Source organism: Ahrensia sp. R2A130 (genome assembly GCF_000179775.1).
Lineage (GTDB): Bacteria > Pseudomonadota > Alphaproteobacteria > Rhizobiales > Rhizobiaceae > Pseudahrensia.
Genome location: NZ_AEEB01000020.1, coordinates 53,400 through 71,245, shown reverse-complemented (window position 1 = coordinate 71,245; position 17,846 = coordinate 53,400). Strand labels below are relative to the sequence as shown.

General features: G+C 57.2%; 15 protein-coding genes. 2 read left to right on the top strand and 13 right to left on the bottom strand.

Features of this window, described 5'->3' with window-relative positions; translation table 11 throughout:
- Positions 1-12: 12 nt before the first annotated feature.
- From R2A130_RS12725 to R2A130_RS12670, 12 genes are all read right to left on the bottom strand, one after another.
- Positions 13-990 (bottom strand): DMT family transporter, encoded by a 978-nt coding sequence (locus R2A130_RS12725; RefSeq protein WP_009464909.1) that lies wholly within the window; start codon positions 988-990, stop codon positions 13-15.
- Positions 956-2,506 carry a UdgX family uracil-DNA binding protein gene (locus tag R2A130_RS12720; protein ID WP_009464908.1) on the bottom strand — a complete coding sequence of 517 codons (1,551 nt, stop codon included), beginning with the start codon at positions 2,504-2,506 and terminating at the stop codon, positions 956-958. Before R2A130_RS12720 ends, R2A130_RS12725 begins: the two co-directional genes overlap by 35 nt.
- Positions 2,507-2,653: 147 nt before the next feature.
- On the bottom strand, positions 2,654-4,222 hold the full coding sequence (locus R2A130_RS12715) for a sodium:alanine symporter family protein (protein ID WP_009464906.1): 1,569 nt from the start codon (positions 4,220-4,222) through the stop codon (positions 2,654-2,656).
- Positions 4,223-4,233: 11 nt separating this feature from the next.
- A complete protein-coding gene (locus tag R2A130_RS12710) occupies positions 4,234-4,671 on the bottom strand; it encodes a universal stress protein (RefSeq protein ID WP_009464905.1) in 438 nt (145 codons plus the stop codon).
- 298 nt (positions 4,672-4,969) lie between these two features.
- Positions 4,970-5,740 carry a MauE/DoxX family redox-associated membrane protein gene (locus tag R2A130_RS12705; RefSeq protein WP_009464904.1) on the bottom strand — a complete coding sequence of 257 codons (771 nt, stop codon included), beginning with the start codon at positions 5,738-5,740 and terminating at the stop codon, positions 4,970-4,972.
- A complete protein-coding gene (locus R2A130_RS12700) occupies positions 5,737-6,801 on the bottom strand; it encodes a Gfo/Idh/MocA family protein (protein ID WP_009464903.1) in 1,065 nt (354 codons plus the stop codon). The genes R2A130_RS12705 and R2A130_RS12700 overlap by 4 nt, the downstream gene beginning before the upstream one ends.
- Before the next feature lie 27 nt (positions 6,802-6,828).
- Positions 6,829-7,572, bottom strand: a complete 744-nt coding sequence (locus R2A130_RS12695) for a pentapeptide repeat-containing protein (RefSeq protein WP_009464902.1) — start codon at positions 7,570-7,572, stop codon at positions 6,829-6,831.
- Entirely contained in the window at positions 7,569-9,380 is a 1,812-nt protein-coding gene (locus R2A130_RS12690) for an adenylate/guanylate cyclase domain-containing protein (protein WP_156798516.1), read from the bottom strand. The genes R2A130_RS12695 and R2A130_RS12690 overlap by 4 nt, the downstream gene beginning before the upstream one ends.
- Complete coding sequence (locus R2A130_RS12685) at positions 9,377-10,753, bottom strand: adenylate/guanylate cyclase domain-containing protein (RefSeq protein WP_009464900.1); 1,377 nt, start codon at positions 10,751-10,753, stop codon at positions 9,377-9,379. The genes R2A130_RS12690 and R2A130_RS12685 overlap by 4 nt, the downstream gene beginning before the upstream one ends.
- Positions 10,754-10,801: 48 nt before the next feature.
- Entirely contained in the window at positions 10,802-11,656 is an 855-nt protein-coding gene (locus tag R2A130_RS12680; protein ID WP_009464899.1) for an MBL fold metallo-hydrolase, read from the bottom strand.
- 3 nt (positions 11,657-11,659) lie between these two features.
- The gene (locus tag R2A130_RS12675; RefSeq protein WP_009464898.1) at positions 11,660-12,139 is read right to left on the bottom strand and encodes a cyclic nucleotide-binding domain-containing protein; all 480 of its coding nucleotides are present in this window, start codon (positions 12,137-12,139) and stop codon (positions 11,660-11,662) included.
- Between the two features lie 175 nt (positions 12,140-12,314).
- The gene (locus R2A130_RS12670; RefSeq protein WP_156798515.1) at positions 12,315-15,119 is read right to left on the bottom strand and encodes an ABC transporter transmembrane domain-containing protein; all 2,805 of its coding nucleotides are present in this window, start codon (positions 15,117-15,119) and stop codon (positions 12,315-12,317) included.
- 360 nt (positions 15,120-15,479) lie between these two features.
- On the opposite strand from R2A130_RS12670, the gene R2A130_RS12665 reads away from it, so the two are divergent.
- Complete coding sequence (locus R2A130_RS12665) at positions 15,480-16,283, top strand: GH25 family lysozyme (protein ID WP_009464895.1); 804 nt, start codon at positions 15,480-15,482, stop codon at positions 16,281-16,283.
- An 80-nt stretch (positions 16,284-16,363) separates the two neighbouring features.
- Positions 16,364-16,864 carry a DUF421 domain-containing protein gene (locus R2A130_RS12660; RefSeq protein ID WP_009464894.1) on the top strand — a complete coding sequence of 167 codons (501 nt, stop codon included), beginning with the start codon at positions 16,364-16,366 and terminating at the stop codon, positions 16,862-16,864.
- 110 nt (positions 16,865-16,974) lie between these two features.
- Here R2A130_RS12660 and R2A130_RS12655 read toward each other — a convergent pair whose 3' ends face one another.
- On the bottom strand, positions 16,975-17,670 hold the full coding sequence (locus R2A130_RS12655) for a hypothetical protein (RefSeq protein ID WP_050786153.1): 696 nt from the start codon (positions 17,668-17,670) through the stop codon (positions 16,975-16,977).
- Positions 17,671-17,846: the final 176 nt, after the last annotated feature.

The following is a 17,846-nucleotide window of genomic DNA, read 5'->3' as shown; positions in this document are numbered from 1 at the left end:
GTGAGCGCGAACTCAAGCGGAAGCGCTGCGCGCTTCCCGCCACATCATATACAGACCGGACGCCATGATGAGCGCGGCCCCTGCCCATGTGGCAGCATCGGGTCGTTCACCGAAAAACGTGATGCCGATAGCCATCAAAAAGACCAGTCGCGAATAGCGGAACGGCGAGACCACCGAAACCGGTGCCATGCGGATCGACGCGATCAACAGCATGTAACCCGTCGACCCCAGCGCGACGGTGAGCGCCATGATCCATGGGCTGCCATCCCACGCGACCACAGGTTCGCCACGCATCAGCACCCAGCCGATTGCGACGGGCAATGCAGCAAGCATTGTGTAACTGGCCAACGCAGACGATGCGACGCCGGGGGGCGTAATACGGGTGACGAGGTCGCGCACCGACAGGCCCGTCATCGCCATGACAGCCCATAAAAGTGATGGTTCGAAGCTGCCGGTGCCGGGGCGAAGGATCAGCAGCACACCCAAGAAGCCGACGATAATGGACGCCCAGCGGTGGATACCCACCCGCTCGCCGAGAAACAGCACCGCTCCCAGCGTAACCACCAGCGGCGAAGCCTGAAGAATGATGCCCACCGTAGATAAGGGAGCCGTCGCAAGCGCCGTGACCATGCCGATCATGCCGATGATTTCAGCCCCGTAGCGAACCAGCAATGGCTTGGCGAAAACGACGCGGTCGAACAGCTTCGCACGCTCCCAAAGCGCGATTGCCACGAAAAACAACAAGCCACCGCCCGTAAGCAAAATGAGCACCTGCGGCGGTGACATTGTGGTGGACAGCACTTTGATGAGCGCATCGGAGCACGCGAAACCGGCCATGGCTGCGATCATCAAAATGATGCCGAGGGGTGTGTTCTGTTTGATGGGATGGCTCGAATTTGGTGGCTTACCCCACCGCCCTATCGCAACGCAGCGGACAGTAACAGTGCTTCTAGCTTCACGCCGCGAGTTCTTTCGCCAAGCGTAAACCATCCAGCAGTGCGGTGCGGGCATCAGCGCGTGCTTGCTCGTTTGGGACACGCAAAATGTAAGACGGATGGTAGGTAGCGACCAGTTGCACGCCTGTGTCGTTTGCGCCGTTGCCGCCTAAGCCGGACAGTTCTAGCGGTAGTTCACGTCCTTTTTTCATCAGGCTTGCTAATGGAGTGGCGTTCCCTCGCAAGTCACCCAGTTTGTGGGTTTTGCCGGTCAAACCGCGCACTGCGGATGCGCCCAGCGCGACCACCACGCGGGGCTGCACCAGTGCCAACTCGCGTTGCAGCCACCATGAGCAATGATCGATTTCGCCAACGCTCGGGTTCTGGTGGATGCGCCGTTTGCCGCGGGGTTCGAATTTGAAGTGTTTCACCGCATTGGTGAGCCACGTATCCGCCCGGTCGATGCCGACTTCCTCAAAAGCTGCCTCTAAAATCTTGCCCGCCGGACCGATGAAGGCTTGTCCTTGCAAATCCTCATTGTCGCCCGGCTGCTCTCCCACCAGCATGATCGATGCGCGTTGCGTGCCTGCGCCGCAGACGGTTTGCGTTGCCGGTTGCCATAGCGGACAAGCGCGGCAGTTCTTCAGCATATCGTTCAAACTGCCCAAGTCGTTCAGCGGTGCTTGCGGGGGCAATTCATGGATGAAGCCATCGGTCGGCACCGGCATTTCCCGGTTCCGCATCAAGGCTGGATTTGGCGCTGTCGGTTCGGATTCGACCATCATGTTTTCGCGCTCTCGTGCCGATTTTATCAGGTCCGGAATCAACGCAGCCTCCGGCAGATTCTTCCAGTATTTCTTCGGCATTTCCGATTGCATGGCCTGGGTCTTCAGCCGTGCAGGATTGAAGATCGAAGCGTAATAGGTGCGCCAGTAATCCTCCAGCGCGTCATCGGCGGGCGCTTGCGATTTATCGACGGCGGGTGAGAACGTCAGCGCCTTGCCATCCCAATGGGCGCAGCCGCGCGGTGTCAGGATCGACCAATCCATACCGGTGAAACGGCGCATGAAGAAGCCGGATGTGTGACGCACGATGTTGTGGGTGGGCTCGAACCACGCCACGAATTGCTCACGGGTGGAGCCGGTGCCGAATTCGACCGTCTCGCCGGTTTTGCGAAAGCGCACGAAGGCTTTCATCTTGTGGGCGTCGCGGCGTATCTCCTTTGCCAGCCTGCTGGCGCGCCACACGTCGGGGTCTGAAGGTTGCGCCATCAGGCTCCGCTCGCTCTGCAATCTCAGCAGCAGACGATAGAGCAGGGCGAAGCGTTCGGAGTCGCTGTGACAAACGACATTGCGGGCAAGGTCTATGAATGCCTTTGGCACTGTGGGTGTCGTGGTGGCCACGGTCGGTGTTGAAGGTGTTGCGGCAGGCGGTTCACCGAATAAATCATCCTCGCCACCATCCACCTGAAACAGCACATCGGCAGATGACAGACCTTGAGCCAACGCCTGCTTGGCACCGGCGCGCCAGCCTTCGAAATCATCAGGAGATTGCAGGGGAAGAGTGAGCATGAATTGAACGGAAAGGAATCGAAATGTTCCTCTATTGTTCACTTTGAATGGCCGCTTGTCACCAGCGCAAATCGTGTTCGGTGTCGCACCACAAAACAAAAAGGGGCGCCCCGAAGGACGCCCCGATTCAACTCGTATCGGCGGTCTTTAGTGCTTGAACTTCTTGATCTCACCGGAGGCGAGACGGGAACTGTAAGATGCCAGCTCCTTTTTCACCAAACCCATGAGGAAGTAGAGGCAGAAGATGTTGACCACAGCCATGGCGAAGATCGCCGCATCGGAGAAGTCGATGACCGGACCAAGGCTGGCCGCAGCACCGATGACGATGAAGATGCAGAAGATCACCTTGAACGTCATTTCAGAGGCTTTGCTTTCACCGAACATGTAGGTCCAGCTTTTCAGCCCGTAATACGACCACGAGATCATGGTCGAGAAGGCGAAGAGCACAACCGCGATGGCCAGCACATACGGGAACCAAGAGATCGATGATCCGAAGGCTGCCGAAGTCAGCGCCACGCCGGACGTGTTGCCCACGGTTGCGATTGCCGTACCAGCTTCGTTGAGCACGAAGTTGCCGGTTTCCGGGTTCATGATCAGCTGACCGGAGATCGTGATCACCAACGCGGTCATCGTGCAGATGACGACAGTGTCGATCAGTGGCTCGAGCAGGGACACGAAACCCTCTGTGATGGGCTCTTTGGTTTTCACCGCAGAGTGCGCGATTGCTGCCGAACCCACACCGGCTTCGTTCGAAAACGCTGCCCGTTTGAAGCCCTGGATCAACGCACCCACAAAGCCGCCTGCAACACCGAGACCGGTGAAGGCACCTTCGAAAATCTGACCGAAAGCCCAGCCAATTTTGTCGAAGTTGACCAGCAGGATGATAAGCGCTGCGCCGACATAAAGAAGGCCCATGAACGGCACGATTTTTTCCGTGACGCTGGCGATGGACTTGATACCACCGACGATGACCGCAAACACGACACCGGCAAAAATGATGCCCGTGATCCAGCCTGGATAGTCACCCACAATGCCGGAAATCTGTGCATGTGCCTGGTTGGCCTGGAACATGTTGCCGCCGCCGAGGGCGCCGAGAATACAGAAGATCGAGAACATGATGGCGAGAATTTTACCACCCGGCAGGCCGAGTTCGTCAAAACCCTTGGAGATGTAATACATCGGGCCACCGGAAACGGTGCCGTCTGGATACTCATTGCGGTATTTCACCCCCAACGTACATTCCGTAAATTTTGACGCCATGCCGAGAAGACCCGCAAGGATCATCCAGAACGTTGCGCCCGGTCCGCCGATACCGACAGCGACCGCAACACCTGCGATATTACCGAGGCCGACCGTACCGGACAGCGCAGTTGCCAGCGCTTGGAAGTGACTCACCTCACCAGCATCGTTCGGGTCGGAATAGTCGCCCTTCACGAGGCCGATGGCGTGGCCGAAAAAGCGGAACTGCACGAAGCCGAAATAGATGGTGAACACGCTGGCCGCGATGACCAGCCACATGACGATCCACGGAAACGATGTGCCAGGGAACGGTGCGAAGATGAGGCTGACGAAGGGGCCGGTAACGGCGGCAAATGTTTCGTTGACCTGCTGGTCTAGCGTTAAAGCTTCCGATGGCGTTGCGGTCTGCGCGAAGGCAGCGCCTGACATGCAGGCACCGATGATGGACGCGAGAGCGAGTTTTGCTGTATTTTTCATAAATCTGTTCCTCAGCTCACGACCGTGACGGGCACGCTGGCGCTCATGACGAGATTGGACACTGCGCTGCCGAAGAGGCGTTGCGAAAAGCCGCCATCAGATGACCGTGCGACGATGATCTGGTCTGCCTTGTGCTCTTCGGAAATGGCGTTGAGCGTAGCAGCAACGTCGCCGTGGCGAACGAGGCCACTTGCTTTGAGGCCTGCTGCAGCCAGCTTGGCGACTGCAGGATCGATGACCCTTTGCGTAGCGACGGAAATTTCTTCTTCGCGGCGTTTGTGGCGCTGGGCGTTTTCTTCAGCCGTCTGAAACGAGAATGGCGACCATTCCACGACATAGGCCACGATCAATTCACAATCGCCGATGAGCTTCGATAAGTGCTCTGCATGGGCAAGGGCGCGTTCGCCCGAGCTGTGGCCATCAAGGCCGATTACCAGTTTTGCTGTCATTTTTAGTCCCCCTTCTATCGGTCGTTGCCGATGTCCTCGATATGAAAACGCGTCAGCGCACCGATCCGAATTCGGGCCGGTGCGAGAGCGTTTTTCAACTTTAGTCTAGGAAATTAGGGGGAGGCTGCGAATCTGTAGTCGCGGCCATACAAGGTAAATTCACTAAAAAAGTTCTGTTTAGCAAGACTATGCTCTGAATCTGGCCAGATTGTCGCAAGAGCAATAGTGGTGATCAATTGCGAGTGAGCGTGATTTCAATCAGGAATACGGGCAATTTTCCACTGCCCCAGGCAGGCCGCTACCAGCCCAATAAATAGATTTTCACCGGCATCCAGATGCCCATGGCCATCATCATCAGGTTTTCTGTCAAGGACACGAAGCCCAACGGCACATTGCTGCCGCCGCCTGTGCAAGCGCATTTGATCTCGCGCTTGTCGATATAGACAGCCTTGAACACCGATACTGCACCGATTGTGCCGATGAACAGCGCGACGGGGGCCGACAGCCAAACCAGCGCACCAGCGACCATGAGGATTGCCGCGCCAGCTTCAAGAAACGGATAGGCATAGCCGTATGGCACATAGCGCCGCGCCAGCAGGTCGTAGTTGAGGAACATGGTCGAGAACTGCTCGACATTCTGCAGCTTCTGGATCGCCAGCACGGCCATGGAGAACCCAATGAACCACTCAAAGGCACGAAGGGTGAAAATGCTGCCGAAGGAGTGCCAGCTTACTGCCATAGCCAGCAGCGCGCAGACTGCGAAGATGGCGATGACAGGCCTGTAAGACGTTGCGTTTTTGTCCTTGGGTGCATCACCGAAATGCACGCGCAGAGCATCGTAGCCGCCGATGCGCTCGCCACCAATCCATATTTGCGGCGTGGTCTTCACATCATGTTTGGCTTTGAAAGCGTCGGTTTCGGCGCGTGTTTTCAAGTGATGGTCTTCGATGGTGAAGCCGCGACGCTCCAGCAAAGCCTTCGCCTTCAAGCCGGACGGACACAGGTGCTTGTCCATCACCATGCGGTGGAGAGTGGCGGTCTTGTCTGCAGATGCGTTTGCGATGCTCATGTGGCTTGCCCCTCGCGCCAACTCGCAAGATCGAGACGACGGCCTGTGTGGTGCGAGGCGTAGGCCGCCTCCATCCACTCTAGGTTCCAGATATAGTCGCGCACCTCATTTTCCAATGGTGCATCAGAAATCATGTGATCGATCACATGGGCCTGAAGTGCCGCAACACAGCCACCGCCAAAGGTTTTCGGCCAGTCCGGCATATCCACCTCTTGAGCTTGCGTATCGCCGTGACGTCTGAAGAACAGCTGGCCGGAACCGAACAGTTCCAGCGTGCCTTGCGAACCTTCGATCAGCGCTTCGCCCATGGTGCAGCGCTGGTCTTCAGCGGCATGGTCGGCCAGCCGATTGCCGTCGAAAAGCGCGCGTTTGCCGTCCTCATAACCGAACACCAAAAGACCTGCATCTTCGGCAGCAATGGCGGGGTTCAGGCGACGCAAGTCTGCCCAGATCGTGTCGGGTTCGCCGAGCAAATAGCGGAACGTATCAATGAAATGCAGGCCGGTTTCGTAGATGAGCAATCGCTCCATCTTTTGAAAATACGGCTGGCGATCAAGATAGGCATTCGGCCCCTGCCCGTCGCCTGGGCGCAGGCGAAAGGTGACCTGATAGATGTCGCCCAACCGGCCCTCATCCATCATCGCCTTGGCTTTGCGATACCACGGCTGGAAGCGGAAATTCTCGTGCACCACAAGGAATGTATCGGCGCGCGCTGCCAGATCAGCAGCAACCCGTGCGCCATCCAACCCACCGCATAAGGGCTTCTGGCAGATGGTGGGAATGCGCTGCTCCATCGTCCGCTCGATCAAGCCCAGATGGGCAGGCGGCGGCGTTATAATGTCCACGAGGTCGGGCGTGCAGGTCGACAGCGCCGTATCCATATCGGTGAAGTGAGCGCCAGCATCATATTGCTGCGCGGTAACCTGCGCCTTTGCCTCGTCAGTATCGACGACGCCCACAAGCTCGACACGCGGATCAGCCTGCCAGGCTGCGTATTGGAACTGGCTGAAATAACCCGCGCCAACGCCCAAGACACGAATGGGCGCGCTTCCTGTTGTCATCGTGCTGGGCCCGTCAGTCGTGGCCGATCACTCTTGATCTTCGTCGATGCAGGGCCAGCCTTCCGGCGCGGTCAGACCTTCCGGCAATACGGTCGCGTCATCTCCGCAGGTCAGGTCCACCTGTTCCTGAGTTAGTCCCTTTGTGGCGGACATATCTACGCCAGCGACCTTGGCCAGATACATCCAGGAGCTACTGAAGTCGGTGCCGTCGAGCTTGGCATCTGCCAGATTAGCGCGAGAGATATTGGCGAATGTGATCATCGCTCCGCTCAGATCTGCGCCAGTGAAATTCGCGCGACTGAACTCGGACTTGTTCATGTTGACGTTCTTCAAAATCGAGCCGGAAAAATCACTGCGGAACATTTCCGCTTTGGTGAAGTCGGTATCGGTAAAATCGCTGTTTTGCAGAACCGTGCGGCTTCCTTCGACCTTCGACAGACCGACGCCTTTCAACGAAGAATTAGAAAGATTAGCGCGGGTGAGAATGGACTTGGTCATGTCCGCGCCGTCGAATTTGACGTCCCGCAGATCGGAACCGAACAGATCGGTCTGGTTGAGATTGGCGAGTGAGAAATTGTAGCCGGACAGGATCACATTTCTCTTGCGGCAGTTGGACCAATCCACTTCCGCTTGAGGCTTGTCATCACAGGCCGCCATAGCAGGCATCGTGCTGGCAAACAGGGCCACAAAGCCTGTACCCACAACAGGAAGAGCAATGGTGGCCGCCTGCAGGGCGGCGGCAGCGCAGGCTTTAACAAGGCGCAGTGTCATGGAGCTATTTCCTCTTGAACTTCAGCGGATTGGGTAAAATTGGGTGATGATTCAGCCGAATTTGCGACCAGAACGGCGGGATCGTCGATGGCGTGAATAATGACAGGTTCGTCGCGTCCGCGCACCTGAATTTCGCGTCGGGTGGCGGGCGACGGCGCTACGCCCGCAAGCTTTGTGGTCACGGCAGAAACACAAAGCACGCAGCCTTCTGTTTTGGTGGCGGCTTCCAACCGGCTGGCAGTGTTTACCACATCGCCGATGGCGGTCAGCCCCCGCGACGAGCCATAACCCATGTCGCCCAGAATTACCGAACCTGTATGCAGGCCGATGCCCATGCGCAGCGGTTGGTCGAGGTCACTTGCCAACCTATCGTTCAAATCTTTTAGCGCAGCCATCATGGCAGCCGCAGCGTCCACGGAACCTCGTGCACCTTTGGCAGCCGTGGTTTCGATCCCAAAGATAGCCATGAACCCGTCGCCAAGAAACTTGTCGATGCGACCGCCTTCAGCTTCCACCGCCTCGCCCATGGCACGGCTGAACTGATTGATGAGATAGACCACATCGAAGGGCAGGCGCTTTTCTGCGGTGGCCGTAAAATTGCGAAGATCAGCGAACATGACCGTTACCGTTTGCTCACGGCCCGATGACCAGCTTTCCTGTCGTGCAGCTGCGCGAATGGAAGTGTCGGATGGTAAGAGGCGCAACACGCGCATCTTGCCTTGCGGGCGCAACTGGCAGGCAAGGCGCACGTCGCTTTCAGCGCGGATACGCGACAACACACGGGCCTCGTTTTCATCCGGCGGAGGCAGCGGCATATCGTTTTCCACCACGCGCACACGGCAGGTGGAACAACGGCCACGTCCGCCGCACACACTGGCATGGGGAACACCGGCCATACGGCTGATTTCCAGCAGGTTCGGCCCGCGCGTTTCAACCACATCGGGACCGTCCACATAGCCGATACGCACCCGTTCGCGCCGGCGGTCTGCGATCGTGCGGGCGATACGGGCAATAACCAGCGATATAATAACGGCACCCAACACCCAACGGGTGTTGCTTATGTCTCCGAAAAGGCTGGCCAGCATTTCGTCATCAGGCCACCGCAACCGCTCGTAATACTCCCCCATATACTCGCCGTCTTGCGACAGCGGAATGATCGCCCGACCAGCGGAGAGGAAACCGCCCAGCGCCAGCAGGGGCCAAAGCGTAGCAAGCACCAGTCCCACATCAGCAACCTTGCGGGTGAACCATGGCTTTAACCGCACCCAGAAATACAATCCTATACATCCGTGCAGCCACGCCGCGACCAGCCCTGCCGCATCCATCCAGCCCGCCACGTAATCGAAAACGAAAGTCGACATCAGCACATAGGAATAGCTGTCACGAATGCCGTAGAATTCGTGCGCGTAGCGCGTGCCCATAACGTGGGTGAGCAGCAGGAAGGGGATGGCGAGTCCCAGCGCGAGCTGCAGCCACTCTGAAGGTTTCATCCGCATGGAGCGACGCGCGTAGACCGTCCAAAGTGACGTGCCGGTATGGGCTATAAGTGAGCCGTAGATTGCCACTGAGCCAGGCCACGACCGCCAGATTTGCTGTACAATGGAAAGCCAACCTTCCATGGCCGCAATCGACCAAAGACCAAGCATGTGGTTGAACAGATGGGACGTGACATAGACGAACAGCACCATGCCGCTCCAAAGCCGGACGCCACGTTGCTCCATCCACCAATGCCTGCGCCGCCACCAGCTGGCCGGGTGTCGCTCTATCCGTTCAAAGCCTGTGCGCTCTGGGTTAGCCTCAACGCTCACGCCAACACCACCATTTCCATCTCGGCCGTGCGGTCGTCCATGCGCGACATTATGTAAACTGGCTCACGTTTAGCTTCATAGCCCTGCGCCAGCGCTGTCTCGTAAAAATTACGGCTGCACAATGCGCGTGTGCCGAGCTCCTTGTTGTGCTTTTCCAGCTTGGCCGAAAGGTTTACGCTGGGGCCGATGACGGTGAGCTCCAGCCGGTCCTGATCACCCACAGCGCCGAAAATAACGGGTCCTGCGGCGACGGCCAAATTGACCTCAAGTTCGTTTTGCGGGGCCCGCCAATTGGGAAGGTCTTCCAATACCGCGTCTATGCAGCGCAGCGCATCAGCGCACTGGGTTTCATTGGCCTTTGAGGCACCGAATGTCGCCATGATGCCGTCGCCCAAATATTTATCGATCACGCCACCGTTGTTGTGCACCAGCGGCACAATACGTGCCTGATAGCCGGACAAAAGTTCCACGGTTTCTGCAGGCGGGCGGTTGGCGACACGAGCGGTAAAGCCGCGAATGTCGATGTTCAAAATTGCTGCCTGCCGCCGCACACCCTTGCCCGCTTCTACCGGCTCTTCGCTGTCACGCACCTGTTCAGCCACCGAGATCGGCAGAAAACGCGACAGATCGTGGGCTGCTTCACCTTCCGTCACAGAAGCCACAAGGAAGCTCTTGGCGCGGCGCACAGCGATGGCAAGAATGACGGTGAGCATCAGCATCGAAATGATTTTCGACACTTCCGCCCCCACCAACACCGAGTTTGATGTGAGATAGGTGACGTAGTCCCGCGTGATCATCGGGTCACCGGGAACGGTGCTCACCACATAGATAACCAACGCAGTCCAGCACGTTATTGCAGCAGCGCCTGCCGCAATAACGTAGCGGGCTTCAAAACGCAGCGCGCGCAATGCGATGAGAACGCAGAAATTCATCACCTCCACGGTCTTCAGTGAAAACGAAGCGGGCTGCATATATTGAATGTGGAAGGAGTAGATCAGCATTGTCAGCAACACCATGTCGAGCACGGTGGACAGATAGATGAGCGCTGACGGCATGGTGCGCCGCATTGCCATTAAGAGCAGAATTCCGGTGAAGACTAGATAGGCACCGATGATCCACGGCACTTGGGATACCGTGTCGGGCTCCGGTTTTGGCGATGCCAACCACGCCAATCCCCACAGCGCGAAGATGATAAACTGGATCGCTTTGACCAGAATTTCCGAGACGTATTCGTTCTCGGCAATTGCCTCGCGAACACGAGCAGGAAGACCGCCTTTACCCTCACGCGGCCAAATGTGCCGAGCAGGCTGTGCCAGCAGGCCGGCCACAGATGCGGTGTTACGGGCGGTGGTCTGTGGCCGCGTTTCACTCATGGTGAAACCTGCCGGTAGCGGTGGACACAGCGACGCTTACGGCGCGCGTCATACTGCGATGACCAGACCTTCGCGCCCCACCTCGCATTTTCGAAATTCCTTACGCGCCTGCTTGCCGATTTCATCCAACGCATCATCGGTGCGGCTTGGGCGGTGGTGGAACAGGCAAAGCCGTTCCGCGCTTGCCGCTTTCGCCAAGCGCACACCCTCTTGCCAGGTGGAGTGGCCGAAATTCCAGAATTGCGGAAACTCTTCATCCGTATAGGTGGCGTCGTAGATCATCAGATCGGCATCGCGGCAGGCTTCGATGATGTTCTGATCCGGTTCGCCGGGAATGTGCGTTGTGTCGGTCATGTAGCAAATGGCGCGATCATCAAACTCGACACGGTAGCCAATGCACTTGTCGTGGTGATTGAGCGAAATTGTTTTGACGGTCACGTCGGGAATTGGCTCCAGCTCATCGCCGGCTTCAAAATCGCGATAGGCCAGCGTTGCAGAGAAAACTTCGGGACCGACAGGGAAATAGGGCGGTTTCATATAATTCTCGACCATCTTGCGTGTTTTATCCGGACCATCGAGATGGCCGGACCACAGGTTGACGGTCACAGTGGGGTCGAAGAATGGCCCAAAAAAGGGAAGCGCGGAAATGTGATCGTAGTGGCAATGGGTGAAAAACAGATGGATCGGGTCCGGCGTCGCGTCCTCAGACATCATGGCCCGCTGCGCCATGATTTCATCGCCCATCATCCGCAGACCGGAACCACCGTCAAAGATAAGGCGGTGCTTGCCGCAGGTAATCTCGACGCAAGCCGTGTTCCCGCCATAGCGGCTGTTATAGCCGGACAGCGAAGCCAACGTGCCGCGCGCGCCCCATATGCGGGCAGAGAAAGGACGTTTTGCCATGGTTCAGGAGGCCTTTTTCAGGCCCGCCAACTCGCTTTTCGCTTCAGATAGATCATGAGTGGTACGAGCCAGACGCTCAACCAGTTCTTTCAGCACTGCCAGTGCCAGTGTGGGAGAATCCTTGACCATATCCATCATGTGATCGCGGCTGATTTTGAGAATTTCCAACTCGCCTTCCGCACGTACAGATGCGGTGCGGGGAATGTCAGCCAAAATGGCCATGTCGCCGATCACCGAATTGCGTCCAAGCTGGGCCACGCGGCTGGGTTCTGCACCAGCTTCCGAGGCCACCAAAACATCGGCCGCACCCTCGATTACGATATAGGCAGCATCAGCATCATCGCCCTGGTTGAACAGCATGTCGCCGTCAGCAACCGTGATGTGGTCGGACGCGAAGGCCAGCAGTTTGAGCTTGTTGGCGGGCATTCCCGCAAACATCGGAATCGAGCGCAGAAGATCGACCTCTTCCGTAAGTTTGCTCATGATCTTGACCCCCACATTGTTCGAACGCCCGTTCTACGGAGCTTGCGATCAGCTACAGAACTTCGGCAGAAGCCAAAGCTCGTTTTCTTCTTATTTGGTTTCACAACAAGCGCCAAGCCGACGCAACAGGCCTGTGTCATCGTGGTTTCCATTGCCGGGTTCAGGTGTTGCTCCATCACGACACCAATGACCGGTACAGATCATCATTTTCCTGCAGTGCCGATGGCTCGTCGTAGCTTTTCAGCCGCTGCCGATCAAACACCATGACCTTATCGAATTCCGTTGCGATGTGTGGCGCGGTGAGGATCCACAACAGGCCAAACGGACGACCCAGCCCCTCATCACCACGGGCGCGGGCGAGCACTTTCTTGACCAAGCGCTCCTGGCTGCGTTGGTCGAGCGAATTGAGGCCGCGATTTACGATGAACAGGTCGGACCCTTTCAACAGACCGCGCGCCAAAATGATGCGCTGGCGCTGACCTTCCGACAGGCGCTTGCCGCCGGTGCCAATATCGAATTGTAGGCCGATGGAGAAAATCTCTTCCTCCAGCCCCATTTCTTTCAGCAGATCGGTGATCGCTTCCTGCACTTGTTCCTGCGCGTTCTGCACACCCTGCGCGATGCGACCGAACAGGATGTTGTCCTGCACAGACTCCATCGGGCTGTAGAGCGTGACATCATATGCGGTGACAGCATCGGTGAAGTCTGCCGGCGGATTATCGTGCAGCATCTTGCGCGCTTCAAGAATGCGCGTCTGTGTGCTCGCGTCCATCAGCTTCAAACGGTTGCGTTTTTCGATGTAATTCATCGGCAATTGCAACAGCATGTTGCGGTCAGTCGCGCCCAGTTTGTCGAAGCCTTCTTCTTTGGCGCGCAATAGCACAGGCGGATATGCCTCCAGCTCTTCGGGCGTCATGAAGTTGAGCTGCTCGAAGAACGGGTTGTCCGGGGACAGGTCGGCGAAGAGTTCGATGGCCGTATCCGCCAGTTCGATACCCATCTCGAACATGTCGCGGTCCAGGCCGGTTTTGGACAGAACCTCGCGCACATATTCATTTTCCACGATGCCCGCCGCTGTCAGCTCATCGGCCTGTGCTGCGGTTCCAAAAATCAGGTTTTCGGCCAGCGTGGCATGCTCGTTATACGTCTCGCGGTCCCAGACCTCCACCAGATTGGCGAGTTGTGATCCGTCGATGCGTTGGCGCAGGGTGGAACGAACCTCTACCAATTTCTCACACAATTGCGGCGTCTCTTCCGGGTCGAGGCGCTGGCGCATCGCGAGGCCGGTGACGACCTCGTCCATCTCCACAAGGTCCAGCACATCACGCAGACGTGGTAGTACCTCGTCCGGGCCGGAAATGCCCATGGCATCGTAGTCCACCCAGTCGGAATAATAGTTCAATAGCGTGTTGCCCGCAGCCTTCGCCTCAAGCTCGGTGCGCGGATGCAGCGGCTCTATGAGGCAGGAATAATCCGGCTCCGTCAGCGGCGCGTGCTTGTTCACATAGAGCAGCGAATCCAGCAGCGTCATTTGCGGCAAATAGCTTTCCGACCCCGCATAAGCGAAACGGCGGCCACGCACGGATTGGGGAAGATCGGTGAGCGAGGAACCGTTGATCCGCAGGCGGCCAGCACTCGGGTTGACCAGACCGGCCAGCGCGTTGGCCATCACGCCTGCGCCGGAACCCAGCGGGCCAATGGCGGCGGTTATGCCATCCACCGGCAGTGTAAAATCAGCGTCCTGCAACAGCACCGAACCGGTATCGTCGGTGACCTGCAGATTGGAGACTTCGATGGTTCCGGTGAGCGGCTCCACTTTTTCGGTGGTAGCGGCCTGCAAGCGGGAATCGCTCATGCCCGTAACGTTGAACTGCTCAACGATCTGCGCGTATTTGATGTCGATATCGACGCGCTTCTGGTCCCACTGGATCAAGCCGTTGATGGGCGTCGGCAAGTCTTTGTAGGCGTTGATGACGCCGAGCAGCTGGCCGACATTCAACGTGCCGCGAATGGCGAAATAACCACCCACAACATAGAAAAGAAACGGCGTTAGCTGGGCGAGAAAATTGTTCAGGAACTTGATGAAGAATTTTCGCTGGTACAGCTCGTAGCGGATGAAGAAAATCTTGCCCAACCGGTTGGCAAGTTCCGAACGTTCATAGTTCGACGTGTCGTTGACGTGGACCGAGGTGATGCCCTCAACAATTTCGCCGATGCGGCCCGACAGCAGTCGCGCGGTCAACTGGCGTTGGCGACCCAGTTCCAGCACACGCTTCCGCAGCCACGGGATGATGACCATCTGAACCGCGATGATCGACACGGCAATCATGCCCAGCCACATGCTCTGCTGCAGTATGAACACGAAGGCCACCAGCGCCTGCCCACCCAGATAGACCGGCTGAACGTAAGCATCACCGATGAACTCGCCGAAAGGTTCCACCTCGTCCTTCACCATGGAAGCGACTTCGGAACCCTTCACCCGCTTGAAGTGAGAAATCGGGAAGCGGAGCACGCGGTCGACCAGATTGTAGCGCATGCGGCGCAACATCCGTTCGCCCAAGCGGCCCTTGTAGGTGTTGATGTAGAATTTGAAGAGCCCGTTAACGCAGACCAACGCCAGAAACGAGCACGATAGCGCGATGAGATAAGGCCAGCGTTCCAGCTGCATGCCTTCGTAGAGCGTGAAACCGGCACCACCCAGAAATTCCGGCAGGGACAAGCTCAGATCGAAAAAGGTTTGAGTTGCCGTGGCAGTCTCGAAGCCGACCCCCTGGATCGGTTCATTGATGATTTTGACTGGCAGGTTGAGGATCAGGAAATAAGGGACCATCGAGATGATGATAACAAAAAGCAGCCATATCTGCTCACCACGTGTCTGCCGCCAGATAAAACGCATGAGGCGCGTTTCCAGCGGCTTGTTGGCGGCGTCGTATTCGTCTTCCTTCGCCAACAGGCCCACCCTTCTTGCACGCCCGCTCAATCAGCAAAGCTCTGCCCCTGCGATGAAGGTTAGCGCAGTCAGCCCGATTGCGAAACCCGCGGTTTTTGCAAGAAATTTTCTATCGCCTTCGTTGGTTACCGGCGTTCACTTTCCGGTCAGAACTTGATGTGGCCCGACCCCGGCTCCTGACCGGGTCGTTGAAGTGTGACAAAAGTCCATTTCGTTACGTTGCCCGGAAGGTTAAAGACGGGTGACAAAATCACATCGGACAGGCGATCTCGCCAATTCCTTCAGGCTTTCTTTACCATGAACGTATGGACTCGCATTTCGTCTTCTTACCCGACCGGTGGTGCCATGCGCCTTCTTCCCTCAGCGGCTACCGGTCTCCGGAGTGCCGCCATGAAACTGTCTTCGCGTCTGTCGTTGCTTGCTCTCGTACCCGTGGTGGCTTTGTCCGCCTGTACTGAGGAAACCTACAGCTTGGAAAAAGCGGTGCGCGTGCAGACGACCTCGCATCTGAAATATGGCGATTTTGATCCGGTGAAAATCAAGGGCAAACAGCCCTCGGATTTCGTCGTCCATGGCATTGATATTTCGCGCTACAATCCGGCGGTGAACTGGCGCACGATCAAGCGTGAGGGCATCGACTTCGCATTCGTTAAAGCGACCGAGGGCAAGGATGATGTCGATCCGTCATTTTCCAAATGGTGGCAGCAGGCGGGCGCTTCCGGCATTCCGCGCTCGGCCTATCATTTCTATTATTTCTGCGCGACGCCCGAAGCGCAGGCGGCAAATTACATCCGCACCGTGCCAAAATCACAGCGTTCGCTGCCACCGATCCTCGATGTTGAATGGAACCCGTCATCACCATCGTGCAAAGGCCGTCCAGCGCCTGCCAAGGTTCGTGCCGTGCTGGCCAAATGGCTGACGATTATCGAAGCCCATTACGGGCAAAAACCGATTATCTACACGACCGTAGATTTCCACGCTGAGAACCTGTCGAACGGCGAATTGCCCGGCTACCAATACTGGCTGCGTTCGGTGAAGGCGGAGCCAAAATATATCTACGGCAGCCGTCCGTGGACGTTCTGGCAATATACCGGCACCGGCAAAATTCGCGGCATCGAAGGCCCCGTAGACATAAACGCCTGGAACGGCAGCCGCAGCCAGTGGAACACATGGCTGAAGCGCAACCGCCGTTAGGCGGACGCGCTAATCACCCCTGGGACGGAACCGCGTAGCCGGTTCGTGGTTGGTTTTTTCACACGATGGAGAACCACCCGATGCCAGACTTTATCGACATCATCTTACGCACCATTTTTCTGGTGGCGTTGCTCATTTTACTGACGCGGCTTCAGGGCCTGCGGTCGTTTTCCAAAATGTCAGGGTTCGATTTTGCGATCACCGTTGCCATGGGCTCGGTGCTCGCAGCAGGTGTTACGACACTATCGACTCCTGCATGGAAATTTGCCGTGGCCTTCTTGGCCCTGTTCATCGTGCAGGGCATCATTGCACGATTGCGGGTGCGGTGGACCGGATTTGAAGACACCACCGACAACTGCCCGATGCTCATCATGGAACATGGCGAAATACTAACTGGCAATTTAAAGAAAGCCGGTGTCACAGAAGCAGATCTCTACGGCAAGTTACGTGAAGCAAACGCGCTGGATTTGTCCCGCGTCAGAGCCGTTGTGATGGAGCCAACCGGCGACGTGAGCGTTCTGCATTTCGGCGCAGACGATGAGGCGTTTTCAGATAAGCTGCTGGAAGGCGTAAAACGCTAGAGGCAAGTCAGTCGCCAGATTAAAAGCAAGCCAAGGCGGACAAGCCCGCCCGGCGCTAACTGCGCCGCCCTCGCGGAGCGATCGGCAAAGCCGATCTGCGTGAGCGCAAGCTAGAACCGGTGGCGATAGCCAACGGTGACGAAGTTGGAACCGCAACCATCGCAGCCGAATGCGCCGCTGGCGCCTGAGCGGTGGTGAAGGCGGAACACGACTTCTTTGTTGAGATCACTCGGCAAAGAGAAGGCAATCTCGGGCGAGAAGTAATGCAGGATGTTTTTCGTCTGGCCTGCGCCCGGTGTCTCGAAATTCTCAAACGCTGTCTTCTCGGATGTATAGTTCAGACCGATGCTGCCCGCGATGGATGTGTGAATGATGTGGTTCCACGGGAAGGCGTCGTAGCGGCCGTAAAGCGCGCCCCATGCCTGAAACGAGGAGTTGTCCTGACCGCGAAAGTCACCGAACTGGTAACCGATGCCACCTTCGGCCTCGACGGAAAAACCTTTCCAACGCCACACTTCTTTGTTCAGCGCCGCGCCGATGAAAGACGTGTCGGTGAAATTTGCACCCTCGGTGGGCACAACAATATCGGAAAGCTCGTTCTCGGTCAGCTGGCCGCCGAAGATCATCACCGACCAAAGGCCACGGTCCGGTTTGTTGTCGAAATACGGTGAGCTGAGGTCGCCCTGCGGAACGGGGTCCGCGTCAGCGCGTGCAGCATCTGCAGCGTGCGCGGCACCCGAAATACCAAGACCGACAGTTGCAAATGTAGCCACCAAAACGGCACACAGGGTCTGTTTGATTGTCATAATTTGCCGCATCGCTTTAGTCACACCACTTACAAAGTCCCGCGCTGCTTCACGACTTGGACCGTCCATAGAACCCGCTATATCGCTCTAACATGGCTTTTGTCACCCTGTTCGCGTCAAGACCCTTAACTGTGTTGCGTAAATGCACGACTCCGTTTCTGCCGTGATGTCCATGC